Origin of the sequence: Mycoplasma sp. 888 (genome assembly GCF_035609225.1) — a bacterium.
GTDB lineage: Bacteria > Bacillota_I > Bacilli_A > Mycoplasmatales > Metamycoplasmataceae > Mycoplasmopsis.
Window position 1 is genome coordinate 468,703 of the sequence record NZ_CP141192.1, and the last position, 22,701, is coordinate 491,403.

The window sequence follows — 22,701 nt, forward strand, 5'->3', positions numbered from 1 at the left end:
CTGCATTGAATTTATTCAAAATTCATATTTAAAATATGAAAAATTACATAAAAATTTAAAGTTATTCTTAATTATTAAATTTCATCTTCTTCATCAATTTCCAACTCATCATTTTCGACTTCACCAAAAATTGATTCTTTAACCTTAAGTAATTGTTTCTTCTGTGATTTGCTTAAATTCTTTGTTGTAGGATCATTTAATTGTTCATCAATATCTAACTGTTTACCGAAGTTAAGTTTAACTTTAGCTAATGTTTCATCAGTTGGTTCGTCAAGGAACATAATTGTAGGAATAATAATAGGATTTCTACGTTTTTCCTTGTAGAATAATGTACTTAATCTATCTTGAATTAATTTTTCCAAATCTTTAACAGATCATTCTGGATTATTTTTAATGTAGTATAAAACTGCACCATGAGCAACTCTTCTTGTTTCTTCAATTAATTGTTTAGAAGTTTTCACAAAGAAGCTTCCTCTTGTTACGATTTGAGGTCTATTAACAATTGCATTTTTGTTTCTATCAATTAAGAAAACAATATTAACAAATCCACTATCTTTAAGTTTTGCTCTTTCTTGAAGCATTTTTTCTGAAATGTTTAAAATTGTGTTTCCATCAATATAAATAGGACCAAAGTTAATTGTTTTATTAGTTGGTTTAATAACGTTATTGTACATTTCAAACACTTGACCTTTTTTAGGTATTAAAACATGTTTAGGATTAACTCCATTTTTAATAGCTGTTTGTCCGTGAACTAAACACATTCTGTAGTCACCGTGGTATGGAAGGAAATATTTAGGTCTAGTTAATTTAAAGATTTTATCATGCTCTCACTCATAAGCGTGACCTGATGTATGTAAGTAACCATCAACACCATTTTCTTTAATAATTGCACCTAATTTATAAAGTCTGTTTATAAGTAACTCAACAACCATTCTGTTTCCAGGGATTGGACTTGATGAGAAAATAACCGTATCACCTTTTACAATTTTAATTGTCGCATGCTTACCATAACTCATTCTGGATAACGCAGCAAGTTCTTCACCTTGAGAACCTGTTGTTAAAACAACAAGGTCTGAATCTTTAATGTTAGGCAAGTCTTTTTTATCAACGATCACACCATTCGGAACATTTATGTAACCTAATTTTCTACCGATTTTAATTCCTTGGATCATTGAACGACCGAATGGAATAACTTTTTTACCTAATTTAGCAGCAAGTTCAATAATAACTTTAACTCTTGTTAAGTTAGAAGCAAATGAAGTAATAATAATTTTTCTTTTTGCAGCACGCATATGACGTTCCAAGTCAGTCAAAATGTCTGATTCACTAGGTGAATGCTCAGGTCTCATGGCATTAGTTGAATCTGATAAAAGAACCGTAAGTCCCTCTTTACCGATTTCATCTAATCTTGCAAAGTCTGTATAGTTTCCGATTGGTGTATAGTCAAATCTAAAGTCTCCTGTACACATAAGTGAACCGTTTGGGGTAGTTAATCTAACACCAAATGCATCCGGAATTGAGTGTTGAGCAGTTCAAAAGTCAGCCCTACATCCATTTGCAAACTTATAAACGTCTGATTTATTGATTTCAATAAAATCAATTTTTCTTGTAATTTTGTGCTCTTCAAATTTAAGTTTTAAATATTGAATTGCAATTCTTGGAGCAAAAATCTTTTGGATTTTTGTTTGTTTAACTAAATAAACAACACCACCAATGTGATCTTCGTGTCCGTGCGTAATGAATAAACCTTCAATTATTTTTCCAGGTTGATTTAAGTATGAATAGTCAGGAATAATACCTTTAACACCAGTGTTGTAAGTGTCTGCGAATTTAATCCCTGAGTCAATTAAAAAAATATGGTTCATATGTTCTACAACTAATGTGGATTTACCGATTTCTTCAACGCCACCTAAACCAAATATGTAAGTCGGTTGTTTTTCTCTCATATTACCTCCAAAATATGAATAAATAATGTAATTTTTAATCAAATTATTAAATAAAATAATGTTAAATACATATAAATATGTATTTGCTTTCTATATTATAAACTATTATTAGTTTATATCATGACAATATCGAATTTTATTACAAAAATAAGTGTTTTAAGATAGCAAACTCTAAAAATAAATATAAAATTTAATTAATACTATTAATAAGGAGAAAAATGTATAAATTCGGTAACCTAAATATCAAACTTAAGGATGTGAATTCAATATTAAAACACAGCAAAATTAATGAAATTATTAAAAAAGTCAATAGTATTCATAGTAACTTAGTTTTAAATTTTCAAAACATCGACAATGAAGAAACTAATGTGCTTAAGTATATTGATGATAATCTTGAATTTAACTTAGAGTTAATTAAAGCTAAAGTTGAATTTTTAAAATCTAGCAAAATAGATACATTAGTTGTGATTGCTGATGGAGAATCATATTTAACTACTAAAGCAATTTATGATTTTATTTTTAATAATTATTTAAATAATAAACCTGCTTTTAATATTATCTTTACACAAAACAACATTTCTCCTGAAGTTTTAACAAATCAACTTTCTTCATTAATAGGTAAAAAATTTGCTATCTATTACATTTCAAAGAGTGCAATTTCTATTGAAAGTTCTGTTTCATTTAGAGAATATAGAAAACTACTTGAAACTAACTTGAAGAAAAGCGATAGTATTGAACTGCTAAATGCACTTATTACAGTTGCAAGCATTGAATCAGATAATATACTTAATAAGATGGCAAAAATTCATAATTATTTATTCTTAAAATTGCCTACAAACATACCTGAAAGATATGTTTCAATATTTGATCCATCATCATTATTTGTGCTTGAATTCTTGAATTTTAATTCAAAAGAATTAATTGAGACATTTGTCTCAATTATTGAAAAGACTTTAAACACACCAATAAAAGAAAATATTGTATTCCTTACAGCTATTTTTAGATACATTTTTGCAAGATACAATAACAAGACTGTTGAAGTTATTAATGATAATGATTTTATATTAGATTCCTTTGTTGAATACGTTTGTTCATTATATAACTCAAGTGAAAATAAAGAGAAAAAAGGTTATTTAACAATTAAGGATTCTGTTAATAATACAAATAGTTTGGATAGTGATTTTTCAATCACAACAAACATTGTATTTAACAATAAAAAATACAACTTAAATCAAGATAATAAAAAATTCGACCAGTTAGGTCTCTTAGGTACAAAAGGTGAAAATCAACCTAATTTTAATATTAAAAATAATGCATTTGATAATAATGATTTAATTATCGAATTTGATGAAATTTCAACCAATAATTTAGCTCATTTATTTGCTTTCTTCCAATTTGTCGCAATCTTATCTTCATTATTATTCGGAATTGACCCATTATCTCAACCGGGAGTAGAAGTTTATAAACACAACATTTATAATGCTTTATTAAAATAATATGACCAGATTAGATAAATGACTTTCATTTAATTTAAACATCAGTAGAATTAATGCTAAAAAGTTAATTTCCTCTAAAAGAATTAAAGTTGATAACAAAGTGGTTAAATCAATTATTAATATAATCAATGAAGAAGTTTATTTAGATGACAAATTAATTGTTCCTAAACAAGAATTTATTTATGTTTTACTAAATAAGCCTGCTGACTATGTTTGTGCAAATTATGATAACTTAAATAAAACTGTTTTTGAATTATTAGATGAATACATTAACTCATATAAAAATATTCACACAGTGGGAAGATTAGACAAAGGCACTACAGGACTACTATTAATAACAAATGATGGGCAATTAACTCATGATTTACTTTCACCTAAAAAACATGTTGAGAAAATTTACTATGTTGAAGTTGATAATAAAATTGACCAAAACTTAATAACTGAATTTAAAAAAGGTTTTGATATAGGAGACAATGAAATTGTCTTACCTTCAAAACTTCAAATTCTTTCAGTTAATTCTGCAAATCTTACAATAAATGAAGGCAAATACCATCAAGTTAAAAGAATGTTTAAACATTTTGATTTAACAGTGACTAAATTACAAAGAATTTCATTTGCTTTCTTAGATATTAAAAACGAAACACTACAAGAGGGTCAGTTTAGATATTTAACTGAAGATGAAATATTAAAATTAAAAAATATAGAATATTAAAAAATGGTGTTATAATATTTAAGCCATCAGAACAGTAACCCACTAACCTGGTCAGGACAGAAATGTAGCAGCCACATGAGGAAGTGCTGTGTCTGGTGGTTTTGTTTAGATATTTTTAAAGAGAGTCTGGCGTACAACCATGAGTTCTCACTTTTTTTATAGTTAATGAGATAAAAAAGAAAAACCTTACAGATTTTGTAAGGTTTTTTAATTATAAATTTGAATTAATTGAAGTTATATTATTCAACTGAAACGTCTGCACCAGCTTCAACTAAAGCTGCTCTAATTTGTTCAGCTTCTTCTGGTTTAATGTTTTCTTTAACAACAGCTGGTAATGTGTCAACGATTTTCTTAGCATCCATTAAAGCAACACCTAATAAGTCTTTAACAACTTTAATGATTGCAACTTTTTTACCGTTGTCAGCTTTTAAAACAACTTTAACGCTTGATTTTTCTTCTGAACCACCTTCAGCAGGAGCTGCAGCAACAGCAACAGCAGCTGTAGGGTCGATTCCGAATTCTTCTTTCATAGCGTCTACAAGTTCCATAACTTCTTTAATTGACATTTCTTTTAATGATTCGATGAATGTTTCTTTTGTTAATTTAGCCATAATATATTTCCTTTCAAACTAAATATTTTTACTATTCTGTTTTACCTTCACTTACTAATTTAAGTGATAATGAAATTTGTTGTAATGGTGCCATCATTGAACGTGCAAGAATTCCAAGTGCTTCTTCATATGTTGGAAGAGTAGCAACTTCTTTAACACCTGCAGCGTTGATAACTTTACCTTCAAATGTTCCAGCTTTTACAACTAATAATTTGTGAGTTTTAGCATATTTTGTAAGTAATTTAGCTGCTGACATATCGTCATTGTTTGAGAATGCGAAAATGTTTGGACCAACTAAGTATTCTGCTAAGTCAGCAAATCCTGTTTGTTGTGCTGCTAAGTTGAATAAACGGTTTTTGTAAACTTTGATGTCAACACCAAGTTTTTTAGCTTCTTTTCTGAACTCTTCTAATTCAGAAACTGTTAAACCACGGTATTCAGCAAAAGCAACAGCTTTAGAGTTTTGAATTTTATCAACAATTTCTAAAACAACTTCTTTTTTAGCTGCTTTTAATTTTGATTCTGACATACTTGTGCCTCCCTTCAAAATCTATTACGCAATACAATTTGAACAGGAATGAGATACACTCGGTAACAAATTAAGTATAAGCATTTATACAGTTACTGTCTATATGTATTGCATTTATATTATATAGCATAACTTAAAAATTAGAATAATACTTTTGATACTTTTATACCTATAGAATAGTAATAAAAGTAGTTTTCTAAAATAAAATTAAATTTTTAATTTTCTAATGTTATTAGTAAATTTTGTTAATCTAAAAAATTGTAATTTTCCTATTTTTCACATTTTGTGAAAATTTTATCTATTTCTTTTTGTTTTCAAATTTTGTCTTTATAATTCATTTACAGCAATCAGAAATTAATCAATTTCTATTCGTTGTTTTTATTTTAAATTTAGATTCATAAAACGCATAATTTAATGCACTATTAACAATAAATTTATATAGATTTACAAGGAGACAATATGGGCAAAAATAAACACGTTATTATTTTAATCAACGGTAAAAGACGTAGTGGAAAAGGTTTATTAAGTAATGAACTTTCAAAACAATTAAAACCTCAATTTGAAGATAACACACATATTTTATCTTTTGCACAACCAATTAAACAAATTACTCAACCGATCTTAGATGAAATTAATTGAAATGGTCAAGACAAAGAAATCGTTAGACCACTTTGAATCGCTATGGGGGAAGTTGGAAGAAACATCGATACAAACATTTGATGTTCAAGAGTTTTTGAAAAAATTAAATCAATTGCTAGCGAATCTTCTAAAGCAGGTAAAAGCAGTTTATTCATCATTGACGACTTACGTTTCCCTAATGAGTTAGAATACTTCAAAGGAAACATTAATTCAGTTAAAGAAATGGTTTCACCTGATGATGAAGTTAAAATTGTTTCAATCAGAATTGAAAAATACTTTGACCCTGAAAAATTTGTTAAAGGTGTTGATGACAACTCAACTGAAACAAGTTTTGATAAATTAGTAAACATTAGTTTCGATCATATTGTTCCTCAAAATACATTAATAGATTGAGAATGAAAACCAATCTTTGCTAATGTTGATGTTACCGCTAAAAGTATCATTAGAAATTTTGTTGACAAACCTCAAAATTAATTCATATAGCTTATATACTATCTCGGAAGTTTATTCCGAGATTTTATTTTGCGATTTTAAGACATTAAAAAGCAAAAGAAAACACATCCATTCGGATGTGTGAATAGTAATTTAAAATTAAGCTTGTTTTGCAATATCAACTAAAACTGCAAATGTTTTTGGTTCATTGATAGCTAATTCTGAAAGCATTTTACGGTTAATTGTAACACCTGCTCTTTTTAAACTGTTAATAAATCTTGAGTAGCTCATTCCTTCTGCTCTAACTGCAGCATTGATACGAGCGATTCATAATTTACGGAAGTTTCTTTTAACTTGTTTACGGTCTCTGAAAGCATATGTTCAAGATTTTACAACTGCTTGTTTAGCAACTTTGTAACCGATTGATTTGTGTCCAAAATATCCCTTAGCTAATTTTATTCATTTTTTACGTCTTGCTCTTGTAACTGTTCCACCTTTAACTCTTGCCATAATTTAATTCCTTTCTTAAATAATGTTAATTATTATCTTGTTTATGAATTAACTTAACAAGATTAGATTAAAGCTTTAAATCTTTTAAGGTCTGATTTAGACATAAGAGCAGCTTTACGTGAGTGACGTTTTTGTTTTGTAGTTTTGTTTTGTGCTAAGTGTGAACGGTAAGCTTGTTCTCTTAAGATTTTACCTGTTCCTGTAACTTTAATACGTTTTTTTAACGCACTTTTAGTTTTCATTTTTGGCATTTTATTCTCCTTCTTTAGCATCTTGATTTTTTGATTCAAGATTCTTTTCTTTTTGGTATCTAAGTACTTTTTGTTTATTTGGTTGGAGATTCATGTCAAGGAAACGATTATTGATTAATTTAGGTTCTGATGTGATTTCAGCAATATCTTCTAATGTTGTGAAGAATTTTTCTAAAGTCTTGATCCCTAAATCTTTCATCAATAATTCACGTCCTCTTAATTTTAATGAAACTTTGATACGGTCACCTTTTAAAAGAAATTCTCTAGCTTTTCTACTTTTTGTAAGTAAATCATTTTCTCCAATCATCGCAGTTAATCTAACTTCACGATTTTGGATAATTGTTTGTTTTTCTTTTAGTTCTTTATTTTTCTTTTTACGATCATATTTAAATTTACCGTAATCAAGAATACGACAGATTGGTTTAGGTTCAACGCTTATTAAAACTAAGTCCATTCTCTGGCTTTTTGCCAATTCAATTGCTTCAGATGTGTACATTACACCAATTTTTTCTTGATCTGCTCCGATTACAAAAACTTGTTTGAATGGAATATCAGAATTTACGTAATGTTCTGAAGGTGTTTTCTTTCCTTTTGCTTGAATAATATACTCCTTAAATAAATGTTAAGTAAAAAAGTGGTTACCCACTTCCTTGTTCTACTAAAAAAGGTATCAGAATTTTTGATACGTTTAATTGTAGCTAAACCCAAGACTATGGTCATCAGGTGAGAAGTGTCTTCTACTTTTCTGCAATTTAAACTTTTATATTGCTTTTTAATTTTATCAAAAAAATATTTTTTGATTAACCTTGCATATAACTATGTTATATGTTGGTTTTTAACTAATATGCCTATGTGTAAGGTAAAAAAATTTTAGCAATTTTATTTATTCAAGTAATTACAAATAAATTTATTTTATTTGACTATCTAAATCTAACTTTTATATACATTTTTATGAATTAAAAATATTACTTATTTGTTAAAAAATAATATACATAAAATATTATATTTTTTATAATTAAACTATGAAAAAAGAGCATAAAACATCGTTTAGTTGAGAGCTAAAAAAAGAAGTCATAAACAACTTATCTAAACCACACGAAATTAAAAGGTTTTTAAGTGGTTTACTTTTTTGTGCTGCAGAAGTTGAAAAAGAGTTTTATGTTCTCAAAATTAAAAATGAATATCTTTATTCAAAATTGCTTAGAAAACTTGAAAAAATTAATATTAAACCAATCATTAATCTAAAATGAAAAACTAAAATTTTAATTAAGATTTCTGACCTTGAAATGATTGATGAAATTGGTTTTAAAGATTCACTTACAAGCTTTTTTGCAGGTGTATTCTTTGGAAGTGGTAACATCTCAGGAAAATCATCAACTTCATACCATTTAGAAATTTCTTCGCATAATCCTGGACACTTAGTAAAAATTCAAGAAAAACTAAATCAATATGACTTTAATTTCAACTTCTTGAATAGGAATAATAAATATATAATTTACCTTAAAAATAAGGAAAAAGTTATTGAGTTTTTAGCAGCTATCGATGCTAAAAAGTCTTGATACAAGCTTCAAAACATAATTATTGCTCGTGACTTTGAAAATGTTGTTAACCGTATTAATAATATCGATATGAGTAATATTAATAAGATTGCAAAGAGCACAATTAAGCATATTGAAAACATTAACTATATGTTTGAAAATGGATTAGATATTCATTTCACAGACAATCAACTTGTTTTATTTAGATTAAAAGTTGAAAACAAATGATTGTCACTTCCTGAATTGTCAAATTTACTTAACACCGGACATAATATGTATGTTTCAAAAAGTGGAATAAATCACTGATTTAGAAAACTTAATGAAATTGTTTCAGAACACAAGAATGCTAAAAAATAGAGTTTTGCATCTCAGTAACTTGAGATGTTTTTTTTAATCAAAAAGCAGACATTTTAGTCTGCTTTAATTTCTATTGATTTTGTAAATTTAAGTTAAACAACTTAACTAATTTGTTTTCTGAATTTTGATCTCCAAATGAAAACTCAAGTTTGTTTTCATTTTGATTTACGAAGATAAAGAAGTTTTTGTAATATCCACTATATGCAAATTCTTTTTTAAGTCCAGACGTTTTAATATTGTATGAATAAATATAATTTTTATTATCATTTTGAGCCATAAAGAACATTTTATCCCCATGCATAGCAGCTTTTGGTAAAACTTTTAATCTTAGTCCATTGACTGATGAACCAAATTCATCAACTGTATGAATTGAGTTTTCAATATTTTCAATTGGGATAGTTTTGTTTGTTTCAACGTATTGTAATTTAGGTTGATTATCTTTTGTCGAAATAAAATACAACTTATGATCGCTATAGTTTAATGATGAAATTTCTTCTCCATCTGCATACATATCTTTAAGTTTGTAAACTCACTTATTAAATAATGAATTATGCATTTCTTGAGAAATAAAGTTAATTGTTTTATTTGAACCATCATTTGGTTCTAAATCAAATAATTTGAAATCTGTTGTAACTGCATTTTGATAATTAAAAAAGTTTTTCATTTCAAAATCTAAATCGATTTCACCTGATTTTCCTAGAGGAAAGTATTTTTCAGCTTTTCCTGTATCTGCATGTGTTGGATCAGTTGAGAATCATTTACCATCTTCATTTTGAATGTTTAATCAAGTGTGGTAGTCACCTTGCATCACTTTGTATGGAATATTTACATTAGATAAAAGTAGTGCCATTTGATCAACATAATGTCTACATACACCTTTATGTTCGATGTAAGCAAAGTCGTGTGAGTTCATTGTTTCGCCACCTGATTCAGTTTTATAAATTAAGTTTTCTAAAACATATTTACCTAGCACATAGACTTTTTCATAAGTATTCATTGAATTATCAACTAAACTAAGCGCATTTTCAACGTATTTATCAACTACTTGATTCATATTGTTTCTTCTAAAGTCATTTGCATTTATTAAAATTCCATAAACTTTATTCTCTGGTGTAACTTCAAATGAAATTGTTGATGTTGAAACTAATGAAATTTGTTTGAAATTTCTAAAACCTGATTTTAAGAAATCTTTAACAACTTCATAATATGTATCAGCAGGAATTAAATATCCATTTTTATCATAATTGACTCTTCCATTTAATGGCTTGTAGTTTTCGTCATTTGAATGATCTTCATTTTTATCTGCAACAACTCTTTGAATAATTTCTTTGAAATGTTCTTTAACTTCATCAATTGTCATTTGAGATTTTAAAGAATAAGTAGGAGGATTTATTAAAGCTAACTGCTTATTAAAACCTTTAACAAATGTTGAAAACATTTTGTTAATTTTTGCATATTCTTCTTTAGCAGATTCTGCGTTATTTTCTACTATAGTATCTCATCCATCAATTACTATGTTAATTTTGTCAAAAATTACATCGGCAAAACTTTTGTAAGATTCATATTGTTCATCAGTACCCTCAGGTCTAGCTATATAAAATGCAAACGATTCAGCACGTCCTTTATAAACATTTGCATAATTGTTTAAGTAATTGCTAAAGTCAACTCTTGTTTGTTCAATTTGTGATTTGTATGATTCAACACTATTTAATTTTTCTGGAGCATTCAGTTCTGGTGTTACCGGATTTAACTCTGGATTAAAAGGTTTCACAGGTTGTTCCGGTTTAGTAACAGGATTAGTTGGTTCTGGATCAGGTTCAAGAGTAGAAACTACAGGTTTTGGTTTTATTAGTGTTGGTTTTCCTGGTTCAGCAGGTATCGGTTCTTTAATGTTTTTAGTACCACAAGAAATTGCTGAAATTAGTAAACTTGTTGCAGGAGCTAAAAACAATAATTTAAATAAACTTGATTTTTTCATAAATCTCCATCTGTAAGTAGATAAATAATTATTTAATTACTCTTTATATAATTAAATGATATACCTTTTATTATATTTTTAAGCAATTAAATTAATTTATTCTAAAAAACTTAATAAAAATAAAGAAATTTAAACCCATGAATTTATATTCAATTAATTATTTTTTGTAGTCTAAAATTCAAACGTTTCATAAAATGACCAGTATTGAAAACATCTTTAAATGCATATCATAAATAATTACATTTATTAATTCTTAATTCTTCAATTTTCTTATTAAATTCATTAATTAAATTTTCATTAACATCAATGTTTTCAATCAATAATTTAACCTTATTTCTGTCTTTTTTCTTCAGTTCATCGACTGATTTTCAATTAGAATTATGGAATTTGATGTGAATTCCATCTTTTGTGTTATCACAAGCACTCATACAAACATTTACGTTAGATTCATTAAATTTTACATTTCAACTATTTTTTTGTTATTAATTTTTCTTATTATTTTCTTCTTAATTCATTCTTAATTTAATTATAAAACGTTAGTTATTGCAAGGATTTATTTCTTACTCCCACGTCACATTGGTTTAAGCAACTATTGGTCACTGTAATAAACTTAAAAGTAATAAAAAATGAAAAATGTGAATGATATAAACTGTAATTCCTAATATCAAAAATACGCATTGACCATTATTTGTTTATCAATTTGAACTTTATTTGAAAAAATCAGAAAAAACTACCTTGTTAATTAAAAGGTAGTTTTTGATTTTTGGATAAATTATTTTTTATCCATTTTGTCATTAAGTTTAACTAATTCTTTTAAGATTAATTCTTCTGTTGTGGATTTAGTTGGAGCTTCAGCAACTGTTGGTTTTTTAGCAGCTTTGTAAGCTGCAATAGCGTTAGCAATTAAGAAATATCCTAATAAAATTACAAATACAACAAATGAAACAATAATAAATGTTAATAATGCAGCTAAGAATTTTCCGTAAAGAATACCATTTAATTCCATTTTTGATAATTCTTCAAATCCTAATGCTTTAGAAATCGGGTTCATAATAATATCGTTTGCTAATGAAGCAACTAAAGCACTGAATACTGCTCCTAAAATGAAAGCAATAGCTAATAATAAAATGTTTCCACGTTTTAAATTGTTTTTAGCATCAACTAATGACTTTTTGAAAATTGAAGATTTTTTAGACATTTCAATTCCTTTCCAAATTAAGTTTTTATATATTTTCATCGTTTTGCATTTTAATAAATTAATGACGTTATTATATACTTTTTAAACTTAATGCAAGGAATAAAAAAATAATGCTAATTTATTTTTAGCATCATTTTACTTCTTAATTATCTTGCGAAATAACTTCAACAGCAACAATTGAATCGTTGTCTTTTAAGTTAATAATTTTTACACCTTTAGTATTTCTTCCTGTTTCAGAAATTTGGTTAATTTGAGTTCTTATTGTTGAACCTGATGATGTAATTACTAAAAGCTCATCGTTTGTATTAACAAATCTAGCAAATACTAAGTTTCCAGCTTTGTTACTATCAATCCCGGCAACTCCTTTAGAACCTCTTCTTGTTAATCTAAATTGTTCTTTGTCTGTAAGTTTTCCAAATCCTTTTTCACCAAGTGTAAGGATTAATGAACCTTCGCTATCTGATGAAGCTGATACAACTTCTTGATTATCATCAAGTTTAATTCCCTTAACTCCTAATGAATTTCTTGAAAGTGGTCTAATGTCATCAGATTTGAACATACATACATTTCTGTAGTTATTTGCAATTAATACAGATTCTTCATTTCCGATCACAAATGCTCTAACTAACTGATCACCTTCTTTTAATTTAAATGCAATAAGCCCATTTTTTCTAATGTTTGCAAATAATTTAAGATCAGATTTTTTAAACATACCTTGTTTAGTTACAGTTACTAAATATTGTTCATCTGAGAATTTATCAACATTAAGAATTGAGATAATTTTTTCTCCATTTTCAACATCTAGCCCTGAAAGGATGTTTACAAAAGGAACTCCTTTTGATTGTTTTGAACCTTCTGGGATTTGGTGTCCTCTTAATGCATAAACTTTACCAATGTTTGAGAATAATAATAAGTTTGTATGTGTTGATGCGTGAATAATCATTGCAATATCATCATCTTCGTAAGTTTTCATACTTACTGAACCAACTCCACCTCTACGTTGTGTGTTGTATTCATCTAAGTCAATTCTCTTAACATAACCTTTTGAGCTTGATGTAATAACAATTTCTCTTTCATGGATTAAATCTTCATCTGAAATAACACCAACAGCTGATTCATCAATAACAGTTCTACGTTTGTCATTGAATTTTTCTTTGATTTCTTCAAGTTCTAAAACAATTTGGTTAATTAATTTTTCTTCTGAAGATAAAATGTCTTTGTAATGAGTGATTTCAACATTTAATTCACTAATTTCGAGATCCATTTTTTCAATGTTTAATCCTGTTAATCTGCTTAAACGCATTTCAAGGATAGCTTTTGTTTGTCTTTCAGTTAAATTAAATCTGCTTGATAATTTTTCTTGAGCTTCAGCATCTGTTTTAGATTGTTTAATTATTTTAACTACTTCATCAATGTTTGATACAGCAATTTTTAATCCAGCTAAAATATGAGCACGTTCTTCTGCTTTATTCAAATCAAATTTAAGTCTTCTTGAAACAACATCTTTTTGGTGCTCAATAAACACTTCAAGAGCTTGTTTTAAGTTTAACGTTTTAGGTTCTCCATTAACAATAGCAACTAAGTTAAAGTTAAATGATGTTTGGATATTTGATTTTTGGAATAACTTGTTTAAAAGAATGTGTGGATTCACACCTTTTTTAACATCGATAACTAAACGAATACCTTCTCTGTTTGATTCATCTCTTAAGTCTGTAATTCCTTCAACAACTTTTGCTTTGTGCAATTCAGCAATCTTTTCAATGATTGTAGTTTTTTTAATTGCATAAGGAATTTCTCTAATAATAATTTTTGATTTTCCATTAGGTTGCTCAATAACTTCACATTTTGAACGAACAGGAATGCTTCCTCTTCCAGTTTCATATGCTTCTAAAATTCCTTTTGTCCCAAGGATAATTGCACCAGTCGGGAAGTCAGGTCCTTTAATGTGTTGCATTAATTCTCTAACTGTAATTTCAGGATTTTTAGCAAGAGCAATAGCTGCATCAATTGATTCACCTAAGTTGTGTGGTGGAATTTCAGTCGCCATACCAACAGCAATTCCTGATGAACCTGAAACAAGTAAGTTAGGAAATCTTGAAGGTAATACTGTAGGTTCCTTTTCACTCCCATCATAGTTGTCTACAAAATCAACTGTATCTTTTTTAATTCCTTCTAACATTTCAGAAGCAATTTTAGACATTCTTGCTTCTGTATAACGCATAGCAGCAGCAGAGTCACCATCGATTGATCCGAAGTTCCCATGTCCATCTACAAGTGGATAACGCATTGAGAAATCTTGAGCCATACGAACCATAGCTTCATAAACTGATGAATCACCATGTGGGTGATATTTCCCTAAAACATCCCCTACAATACGAGCTGATTTACGATGTTGTGAACCAGGTGTAATTCCTAATTCTGACATATCGTAAAGAATTCTACGGTGAACTGGTTTAAGTCCATCACGTGCATCTGGAAGAGCACGTGAAACAATAACACTCATAGAGTACTCAAGGAATGATTGCTTCATTTCGTTATCAATAACAATTGGAATTAATCCTTCTGTTGGTGACTCAATGATTTGAGATTGAACTTGATATTCATCATTGTTTTGAGGTAATTCTTCCTCTTCTTCAACTTGTTCAATTACTGATTGTTTTTTCTTGAAGATCATTTTGTTATTTTCTTCATATTCAAATTCTGTATCGTCTGAAGCTTTTAATGTAACATCAATTTCTTCAATTAATTTCTTGTCTTTGTCTTTATTATCTATCATACAAACTCCTAACAGGATATATTTAAATGTAATTTAAATATATTATATATTTTTTACAAATTTATATAACATACATTATTTTTCCCTTTTACGACTGTGTGCAAGCTTTAAAAGTAAAAAACAAAGACTATTTTTTAGCCTTTGGTTTGTTTACTCACGCTTTTAAGGTTTTAACTTCTTTGATTGTAAGTGGTCTATATTTTCCTACAGGAATGTTTTCAACTGTAATTCCACCATATTCAACTCTTTTAAGATTGATAACTTCTTTATCAACTAATTTGAATAATTCCTTAACGTGATGGTAAGTTCCTTGCGTCAAAACAACAAAGTAACTTTTTGATTCAATGTGGATAACTTGTTGGTTTGAAAATTTTTTATTAATAATTACAGGTTTGTTTAATTTAGCTAATTCTTTTTTATCAAGCGGTTCATTTAATCTTGCTCTATAAACTCTTACAACTTCATATGATGGGTGCATTAATTTATTAGCTAAATCTCCATCGTTTGTAAGGATAAGAACTCCGGTTGTATCGTAATCTAATCTACCTACAGGAAAAATTTTGTAAGGTGTATCAATTAAATCAGTAACTTTTGCTCTATTGAAATTATCTTTAAGTGTACATACAGTTTTTGGTGGTTTATTTAGAACAAAATAAACTTTTTGTTCTTCACCATTAATTGGTAATCCATCAACTAAAATTTCATCATTAAATGAAGCTTTATCACCCAATTTAGCTATATAACCATTAACAGAAATTCTTCCATCTAAAATCATTTGTTCAGCTTCTCTTCTTGAAGCAACTCCCGCTTTAGATAGAATCTTTTGTAATCTTTCTTGCATTTCCATTAGTTACCTTCTTTCAAATCTATATCTAAAGGTGATTTACCACTTCTGTATTTGTTATATAAAGCAAGTTGCTTATCTGAAAAGACAACTCCTTTGTTAATGTTGTAATCATAAGCATCTTGAACTGCTTGTGAAAATCCTGCTTTTAAATCTTTTAAAGCTAGAGCTCTTACTTTTTGGATGCCAGGATACTTTCTACCTTGACAAATTTTGTCAGCTATATAAACCACAATATCAAGCAGCGCCATATTTTCTCTCATAGATGTGTGATATTTAACTGCATTTAAAATATCTTCATTTTTAATTCTCAAAGCGTGTTTAAGAATTAAATAACCTGTATATTGGTGCAGCATATGGTTTTCGAAACTATCTAACAATTCAGGTTCATTTTCTTTAATTATCTGCATTGAAACTTCGGGATCAATTTCTTTTGCAATGTCGTGAACTAACCCTGCAAAATAAGCGTCTCTAGCAGATAGTCCGTGTGCTTTTGCAAGTGCAACTGCAAATCCAGCACAAGACATAGAGTGCTTTGCTCTAAGTGCTGTAAGTGTATTGAAAATAATTTGCTCTATATATAATCTGTGTTCTGCAATGTAATCTGCAACAACTTCTGGAACAAAGTTTAATTCACCTTTTTTATATAAAGTAGATGATTCAGGTCTAATTGAGTTATTTAAAATTAAAGCATTATATTTTTTTGCATAAATTTTATTGAAATTGTTACTTCTTTTGAAAACAACAATTTTTGCAAGGTTACAAATTTCATCAATATTTTTTCATTTATTAAGTGACATTAAGTTGTCTGAACCAATGAGCAAGAATAATTGGTCATTTTTGTATTTATTTTTAAAGTATTTAAGTGTGTCAATTGTATAACTAATTCCACCACGTTTAATTTCAAAATCAGATACTTCGATTTTATCTTCTCCATCTGCTGATAATTGAATCATTTTAATCCTGTGCTCACCTGAAGCAATTTTTTTAGTTGTCTTAAATGGTGATGAATATGCAGGAACAAAAATTAATTTATCTAAATTAAGTTCGTTAATTGCATATTTAGCAATTTCTAAATGACCCTTATGAACCGGATCAAATGAACCACCAAAAATTCCTATTTTCATAATACCTACTTTCTGTATAAGCTACCTTGTAAGGTGAATTTACTTTTTTCTTTGTTTACATTTTTGGTTACACCAATCTTTGCAAAGTTAATATTTAAGTTTTCATACTTTTTAATTTCAGTAGCTTCTTGGAATAACGGAACTGGTATGTAAATATCAAAAACATTTCTAAGACCTGATATTCTTACACCTATACCAATATATTCTTTATCCCTGAAGTGTTTATCAAATAAATCAAAAGCAACTCTATGCAAATCTTCATATGTGTTGATATATTTGGAAATTTTATGTTGCTTTGTAAATCATTTTTTCTCTTTGGTTCTGATTAAAACAGAAACTACATTTCCAACTAAATTATGTTTAATAGCTCTTCCTGAAACTTTTTTAATTAGATCATCAAAGTATTTGATTTTAATTTCTTCATCCATATAGTAATCTTCAAAAGTAATTTCGTTCCCTAACCCTTGAAGTTGTTCTTCATGATGTTGAATATTTTCATAATAATAAGGTTGTAAATTTTTAAGTATTGTTTCAGCATACTTACCAAATAATGTTTGCATTAGCAACATATTTGTAGATGTTTTGTAAAGGTCACCAATTGTTTTTAGTCCCATTGATTCAAGTTTTAGAGCAGACCTTCAACCAATTCCGTGAAATTCACCAATTGGTAAGTGAAAAAATTGATCTTTGAAATTAGCTTCATTAGTAAATCCAATTCCAAATGGTTTTGAAATGTTAGTAGTCATCTTAGCTAAAAATTTGTTGTGAGATATACCGATTGTGATTGGGATATCAAAAACTCTTAAGATTTCTTGTTGGATTTGTCTAGCTAAAAACTTTGGTGAAACTTTTGTTTTATAAACTAAATTAGTCACATCTAAAAAACATTCATCAATTGAGGATATATGAATATTTTCAGTGTATTTTCTACCTAAAAAACCAAAAATAGAGTTAGATGTACTAATGCATAAATCCATATCAACATCTACGAACACTGTTTCAGGAACTAGCCTTTTGATTTCTTCTTTTTTCATTCCAACACGAACTAATTTTGTGTTTTTTAATTCGTAACTAATAGATACAGCTATTGCATGTGATTTACTTTTGCATATTGCAATTGGTTTTTCTTTGAGTAGGGGGTATTTTAATCTTGCCACTGATGCAAAGTAACTATCAAAGTCAATATGGAAAATAATTGGTTTTTTAATTGTTGTTCTCATCTTGGTAAGCTTTTGTGATCAAAAGAACACAATTAACTCTATTTAAGTGTGATTTAACATTATAGAAAACTCAAAGATTTTCTAATTTTGTAATTTGCTCATCACTTAATTGTTCTTGATTAACAAACTTTTCAAAAATCAAAATAAGATTTGAGATTTCTTCTTTAGTTTTGTTTTTAATTAAACTTAAGAACATATCAGTTGAAGCAACAAAAATTGCACATCCAATTCCGTTAAAGTTTGCTTCTTTGATTTTGTGATTTTCTCATTGAATATCTAATTGAACTTTGTCAGAACAAGTATTGCTGTAATGGGTTTGAAATTTATCATCTAAATCTTTTTTGTTAATTGGGTTTTTATAATGCTCCATAATCATTTCACGAGCTTCATTTTGATTAAAACGCATAAAAGTCACCTCCATTTTTTAACTCTTCAACAAGTTTGTCAATATCTTCATATGAATTGTAAATTCCAAGTGAAATTCTTAAAAATGAATAATTATCTTGAATGTTTCTTAAATAAGGAGCACAGAAAATTCCTGCTATTGTGTAAATTCCTTTTGAACCTAAATAAGTAGCAACATCTTGAGGATTAATTCCCTTTACATTAATAAGGGCAATGTTGTCACCTGATTTTGAGAAAACTTCAATATTATCTAATGTAGCTAATTGATTGTGTAAGTAAGTTGATAAATCCTTAAGAATTTCTTGAGTTTTTTCATATCCAATTGAGTTGAAAAAATCAAGTGATTTATCAAACATAAAGAAACCACCTAAATCAGGTGTTCCTGGTTCAAATCTTGAAATTGTTTTTTTGATAGTTCAATTATTATCTTCACCGATCGCATCAACTGAACCACCACCAAATTTAACTGGTTTAAATTGTGAAAGTAATGTATCTTTAATTGCTAAGACACCCATTCCTGTTGGTCCATAAAATTTATTTGTGCTGAATGCTATTGCATCAAAATCATTTAAGGAAGTTTTTTTATGACTAATAGCTTGTGCTGCATCAGCTAAAATTACAATATTTTTTTCTTTTGCTATCTTACAAATTGAATTAATATCTAACGAAATATTAAAGTTGTTAGTTTCACTAGAAAATGAAATGAGTTTAGTTTTCTCATTAATGTCACTCAAAATGTCATTTGACATAACAACTTTTGAATTTGTTTTTTTAGCAATTTCTAATCAAGGAATAATGTTTGAAGAGTGATTGTATGAGCTTAATAAAATTTCATCATCATCTTTTAGAATTTGCCCCATCATTTGAGCAAACATATTAATTGATTCAGTTGTTCCTGATGTGAATATAACTTCTGTTTCTTTTGCATTAATTAAATCAGCGACTTTTGAACGAACTCTTGAAATTGTTTGATTAACTTCACTACCGATTGGTGTATCTGCTGTACGTGATGAAATTGATTTATTACAATAAAAATCAACTAAAGCATCAACTGCAGTTTGAGGTTTTAAAACTAAGGCAGCTGAATCAAAATAAACAATAGACTTTAAGATTGGAAATTGTTCTCTAATTTCTTTATTTTTCATTAAAGCACCTTCTTTAGAATAGAACGTAAAACAGTGTTGTAATTTGGTAATTTTTGAAACTCATCTAAAAAGTCATAGTAGTATGTTCTTTTAACTTTATTAACTAAAAGATCAAACTCTTGTTTAGTTTCTTTTTTTGATAATGACTTATTGTTAACTAACTTAATTTGGTTATTTTCTAAATATTCAATATCAAAAGTAAAATTATCAATGTTGTAATATTTGCCAATTAGTTGATAGAACATAAAATGATAAAAGTCGCTAATCATTCGTTTTTGAGAATCAGTTGTGTTTTCTTCAAATTCAATGTAACTTAAAAATTTATCAATAAGTTCATTAAGTGTATTTGAAGAAATACTCATTTCTTTTTTACTGTAAACTGAATTATCTGATTGCTTTTTGATCAACTTGTAGTTAGCGAACTGCTCAATTGTAAAATGAAATTGTTTGATAATCTTTTTTAGATGTGAGTTGTATGCAATTACAAATTTAAGATTGTTAATTTTGATTGATGGCATTATTTTGCTTTATCCATTAACTGAATTAATTTGTAATAGTTTTCTAAAATACCATTAACAAACTTGTAGTAGCTTTCTTCTTGTGTCACGTTTAATCGATCTGATGCTGGTAGGAAGAACATTTTTGTAATTTCAACTGATTCATTGAAAACAATTTTAGGTTGATTATTGAACAATTCAAAAGCACCGTTTAAAATGATTGCTCTAACAACTGGGGAAAGTCTTTCTCAACTTCAGTCACTGTTTAAAAGCGATGATAAAGTTTTTCTTAAAAACTTGTAGTTAGATGCAATTAAACTTAATCTTTTTGTTTCTTCAATATCAATAAAATCAAATTCAGTAACTGCAGCAGGAACATCAATTGCTTCATTTAAAAGTTCGTATTTATAAAGAACTTGAATAACATTTAATCTGATTTCTCTTCTTGATTTTTTATTACTCATAAAATACTCCTTAAATATTTTTTTAATTATATTAAAAAAATGTTTTTGTGTATTTTGCTTTTAGTTCTATGGTATAGAAAGTTTAAAAAAATATCTAACTTTTAGTTAGATATATTTAACAGTTTTTCTTGCTTCGATCTTGTTTTTGATTAATTCAAGAAGTGAGAATAAAGTAGATAAAATAAATACATAAATTGGAATTGAAATTAAGGTTCTGAATATGATTGGTATCATAATTATTAGATAATTATTCCCTACTGTGTAATTACGTTTTAAGAATAAGTTTGCATAATTAACGAAAACATAAGGCCCATAAATTCATCTACATACAATCATAACAATTAGAACGATTCCGATAATCATAAATAAATTTATGAAGTAACTTGCAATTTTCTTATTTTGATCTTGTTTTGTGTACACATAGAGCATTATGAACAACAGAACAAAAGTTAGAATAAATGAAATTGCAATTATTATGTATAAAGTAGCGTCTGTAAGAGCACTAATTCCAAAAATTTTACTGATCTTAAGACCCTCAATTAAATTAGTTCCTTTATTTTTAACAAAAAATTTTGGATTATCTGAATTTGATACTAAAACAACTGTGAGGAAGGTAGAAAAGAGTGAGATAAGTATGGTTACAAAAGTCGCAATAACCGCTTTTATTGACTTTGTTTTATACATAAAAACGAATAGTTTTGTAATCAATACAACTACAATCGGTACTATTGCATACATTCAGTATCAAGATCAAATTCCACCATTAAATAATAGTGCAAAAAAGTCTGATGCAACTCCTAAAAGTGCTGCTTTATAAGTTGTGAAAAAGATTGCATAAATAATATAAAACACATATTCAAAATTTAATCCAGCTTTTGAAAGTCCTGTAAATTTGACAAGTGTCTGAACTATTAAAAATAATCCCATTGTTATTCCGGCAATTGACATTTCATAAAGATCGAATTTAAATTCAATATTTTTGAATCTTGAAAACTTGTTTTCAGATTCTAAATTGATTAAATAAATTAATTCATCGACTTTTTCAATCGAATTTCTTTCCTTATCTGAAAGGTATAAGGTGTTTATAAAGAAAATTTTGTAAATAACATCAACAAGTGGTATTACTGCTGTTAGATAAAGTAAATTGATAAGGTGCTTTTTATTACTTAATACAAAATGCATTCTCGAGTTAAAGGTGTAATAACCATTTTTAACTTTTTTAGCCAGCTCACTAGCATCATAGAGTGATTTAAGAGAATAAATAACTCAAATTACTGGAGCAAAAATTAAGTATGTATATCATTGATTATTCTCAACTACATTTGATTTTCCAAAAATTGCTAAAACAACAAATGTAACAATTATTAAAAAGGTTATTATTTGAGAAATTGATTTAATTAATATCTTTTTATTTAAAAGACTTCTAAATAAATCATTGATATATCAATGATTACCTTTATATTCTAATGTTTTCATGAATTTTTGGTTTAATAGTTCTTTGTCTTCATATATTTTTGTCTTCATATATTTTTATATTATAAGTAATAAGCAAATTTTAGTAAATAAAAAAGATAAAAAAACAACTCCTAAAAGGGAGTTGTATTTCATAACAAAAAAACAAATGAGGTCAGCGATTTCTCGCTGATATGGAGCGAGTGAAGGGAATCGAACCCTCACAGTCAGCTTGGAAGGCTGAAGTTCTACCATTAAACTACACTCGCATTCGTTATTAGTGTAAATATTATAACACATAATTAATTTTTTATAACGAAATTTTTTAAATTTTTTATTTTCTCGCACAAAGCAAAGCAAAATCTGGCGCGCCCGACAAGACTCGAACTCGTAACCTTTAGGGCCGTAACCTAACGCTCTGTCCAATTGAGCTACGGGCGCATTTATGGAGGCACCAACGGGATTCGAACCCGTAATCAAAGTTTTGCAGACTCATGCCTTGGCCGTTTGGCTATGGTGCCTTGTGCTAATTTATTATAGTATATTTTTTATACTATGAAAATTTTTTTATTAA

General features: G+C 27.7%; 22 protein-coding genes, 3 tRNA genes and 1 other RNA gene. 5 read left to right on the plus strand and 21 right to left on the minus strand.

Annotation, left to right across the window (positions count from 1 at the left end; all coding sequences use genetic code 4):
• Positions 1-74 precede the first annotated feature (74 nt).
• The gene (locus U5U50_RS02155) at positions 75-1,946 is read right to left on the minus strand and encodes a ribonuclease J (RefSeq protein WP_324672353.1); all 1,872 of its coding nucleotides are present in this window, start codon (positions 1,944-1,946) and stop codon (positions 75-77) included.
• 218 nt (positions 1,947-2,164) lie between these two features.
• Between U5U50_RS02155 and U5U50_RS02160 the strand changes: the two genes are divergently transcribed.
• The 3 genes from U5U50_RS02160 to ffs all read left to right on the plus strand — a co-directional run bounded on the left by U5U50_RS02160 (position 2,165) and on the right by ffs (position 4,264).
• The gene (locus U5U50_RS02160) at positions 2,165-3,442 is read left to right on the plus strand and encodes a hypothetical protein (protein ID WP_324672355.1); all 1,278 of its coding nucleotides are present in this window, start codon (positions 2,165-2,167) and stop codon (positions 3,440-3,442) included.
• Between the two features lies 1 nt (position 3,443).
• Positions 3,444-4,154 carry a pseudouridine synthase gene (locus tag U5U50_RS02165; protein WP_324672358.1) on the plus strand — a complete coding sequence of 237 codons (711 nt, stop codon included), beginning with the start codon at positions 3,444-3,446 and terminating at the stop codon, positions 4,152-4,154.
• Positions 4,155-4,169: 15 nt separating this feature from the next.
• An RNA gene (gene ffs, locus U5U50_RS02170) (signal recognition particle sRNA small type) lies at positions 4,170-4,264 on the plus strand.
• A 129-nt stretch (positions 4,265-4,393) separates the two neighbouring features.
• On the opposite strand, the gene rplL is transcribed toward ffs, so the two are convergent.
• Both rplL and rplJ read right to left on the minus strand, forming a co-directional pair.
• Entirely contained in the window at positions 4,394-4,765 is a 372-nt protein-coding gene (gene rplL, locus U5U50_RS02175) for a 50S ribosomal protein L7/L12 (RefSeq protein ID WP_324672360.1), read from the minus strand.
• A gap of 31 nt (positions 4,766-4,796) precedes the next feature.
• Positions 4,797-5,294 (minus strand): 50S ribosomal protein L10, encoded by a 498-nt coding sequence (gene rplJ / locus U5U50_RS02180; RefSeq protein ID WP_323177393.1) that lies wholly within the window; start codon positions 5,292-5,294, stop codon positions 4,797-4,799.
• Positions 5,295-5,753: 459 nt separating this feature from the next.
• Here rplJ and U5U50_RS02185 point away from each other — a divergent pair, with 459 nt between their 5' ends.
• On the plus strand, positions 5,754-6,407 hold the full coding sequence (locus tag U5U50_RS02185; RefSeq protein WP_324672364.1) for a hypothetical protein: 654 nt from the start codon (positions 5,754-5,756) through the stop codon (positions 6,405-6,407).
• Between the two features lie 117 nt (positions 6,408-6,524).
• Here U5U50_RS02185 and rplT read toward each other — a convergent pair whose 3' ends face one another.
• The 3 genes from rplT to infC all read right to left on the minus strand — a co-directional run bounded on the left by rplT (position 6,525) and on the right by infC (position 7,745).
• Positions 6,525-6,875 (minus strand): 50S ribosomal protein L20, encoded by a 351-nt coding sequence (rplT, locus tag U5U50_RS02190; protein WP_324672366.1) that lies wholly within the window; start codon positions 6,873-6,875, stop codon positions 6,525-6,527.
• 62 nt (positions 6,876-6,937) lie between these two features.
• Positions 6,938-7,126: a 50S ribosomal protein L35 gene (rpmI, locus tag U5U50_RS02195; protein ID WP_257088789.1), complete on the minus strand. Its 189-nt coding sequence runs from the start codon at positions 7,124-7,126 to the stop codon at positions 6,938-6,940.
• 1 nt (position 7,127) lies between these two features.
• Complete coding sequence (infC, locus tag U5U50_RS02200; RefSeq protein WP_324673351.1) at positions 7,128-7,745, minus strand: translation initiation factor IF-3; 618 nt, start codon at positions 7,743-7,745, stop codon at positions 7,128-7,130.
• A gap of 403 nt (positions 7,746-8,148) precedes the next feature.
• Between infC and whiA the strand changes: the two genes are divergently transcribed.
• Positions 8,149-9,021: a DNA-binding protein WhiA gene (gene whiA / locus U5U50_RS02205; protein WP_324672368.1), complete on the plus strand. Its 873-nt coding sequence runs from the start codon at positions 8,149-8,151 to the stop codon at positions 9,019-9,021.
• A gap of 70 nt (positions 9,022-9,091) precedes the next feature.
• On the opposite strand, the gene U5U50_RS02210 is transcribed toward whiA, so the two are convergent.
• The 15 genes from U5U50_RS02210 to U5U50_RS02280 all read right to left on the minus strand — a co-directional run bounded on the left by U5U50_RS02210 (position 9,092) and on the right by U5U50_RS02280 (position 22,648).
• On the minus strand, positions 9,092-10,999 hold the full coding sequence (locus U5U50_RS02210) for a transglutaminase domain-containing protein (protein ID WP_324672370.1): 1,908 nt from the start codon (positions 10,997-10,999) through the stop codon (positions 9,092-9,094).
• 143 nt (positions 11,000-11,142) lie between these two features.
• Positions 11,143-11,427 (minus strand): hypothetical protein, encoded by a 285-nt coding sequence (locus U5U50_RS02215; RefSeq protein WP_324672372.1) that lies wholly within the window; start codon positions 11,425-11,427, stop codon positions 11,143-11,145.
• A 344-nt stretch (positions 11,428-11,771) separates the two neighbouring features.
• A complete protein-coding gene (locus U5U50_RS02220; RefSeq protein WP_324672375.1) occupies positions 11,772-12,197 on the minus strand; it encodes an MscL family protein in 426 nt (141 codons plus the stop codon).
• 142 nt (positions 12,198-12,339) lie between these two features.
• Positions 12,340-14,727, minus strand: a complete 2,388-nt coding sequence (gyrA, locus tag U5U50_RS02225) for a DNA gyrase subunit A (protein WP_416383408.1) — start codon at positions 14,725-14,727, stop codon at positions 12,340-12,342.
• Between the two features lie 373 nt (positions 14,728-15,100).
• Positions 15,101-15,820, minus strand: coding sequence for a pseudouridine synthase (locus U5U50_RS02230; RefSeq protein ID WP_323680160.1), 720 nt, complete (start codon positions 15,818-15,820; stop codon positions 15,101-15,103).
• Positions 15,820-16,944 carry a nicotinate-nucleotide adenylyltransferase gene (locus U5U50_RS02235; RefSeq protein ID WP_324672380.1) on the minus strand — a complete coding sequence of 375 codons (1,125 nt, stop codon included), beginning with the start codon at positions 16,942-16,944 and terminating at the stop codon, positions 15,820-15,822. Before U5U50_RS02235 ends, U5U50_RS02230 begins: the two co-directional genes overlap by 1 nt.
• A gap of 5 nt (positions 16,945-16,949) precedes the next feature.
• Positions 16,950-18,164: a DNA polymerase IV gene (locus U5U50_RS02240; protein ID WP_324672382.1), complete on the minus strand. Its 1,215-nt coding sequence runs from the start codon at positions 18,162-18,164 to the stop codon at positions 16,950-16,952.
• Positions 18,148-18,570, minus strand: coding sequence for a Fe-S cluster assembly sulfur transfer protein SufU (sufU, locus tag U5U50_RS02245; protein WP_324672384.1), 423 nt, complete (start codon positions 18,568-18,570; stop codon positions 18,148-18,150). The genes U5U50_RS02240 and sufU overlap by 17 nt, the downstream gene beginning before the upstream one ends.
• A complete protein-coding gene (locus tag U5U50_RS02250; protein WP_324672386.1) occupies positions 18,560-19,714 on the minus strand; it encodes an aminotransferase class V-fold PLP-dependent enzyme in 1,155 nt (384 codons plus the stop codon). Before U5U50_RS02250 ends, sufU begins: the two co-directional genes overlap by 11 nt.
• Positions 19,714-20,232 (minus strand): hypothetical protein, encoded by a 519-nt coding sequence (locus tag U5U50_RS02255; RefSeq protein ID WP_324672389.1) that lies wholly within the window; start codon positions 20,230-20,232, stop codon positions 19,714-19,716. Before U5U50_RS02255 ends, U5U50_RS02250 begins: the two co-directional genes overlap by 1 nt.
• On the minus strand, positions 20,232-20,675 hold the full coding sequence (locus U5U50_RS02260; protein WP_324672391.1) for a transcription antitermination protein NusB: 444 nt from the start codon (positions 20,673-20,675) through the stop codon (positions 20,232-20,234). The genes U5U50_RS02255 and U5U50_RS02260 overlap by 1 nt, the downstream gene beginning before the upstream one ends.
• Before the next feature lie 105 nt (positions 20,676-20,780).
• The gene (locus U5U50_RS02265; RefSeq protein WP_324672393.1) at positions 20,781-22,199 is read right to left on the minus strand and encodes a hypothetical protein; all 1,419 of its coding nucleotides are present in this window, start codon (positions 22,197-22,199) and stop codon (positions 20,781-20,783) included.
• A gap of 123 nt (positions 22,200-22,322) precedes the next feature.
• Positions 22,323-22,396, minus strand: a tRNA-Gly gene (locus tag U5U50_RS02270).
• 95 nt (positions 22,397-22,491) lie between these two features.
• Positions 22,492-22,568, minus strand: a tRNA-Arg gene (locus U5U50_RS02275).
• 5 nt (positions 22,569-22,573) lie between these two features.
• Positions 22,574-22,648: transfer RNA gene (locus U5U50_RS02280), tRNA-Cys, on the minus strand.
• Positions 22,649-22,701 lie beyond the last annotated feature (53 nt).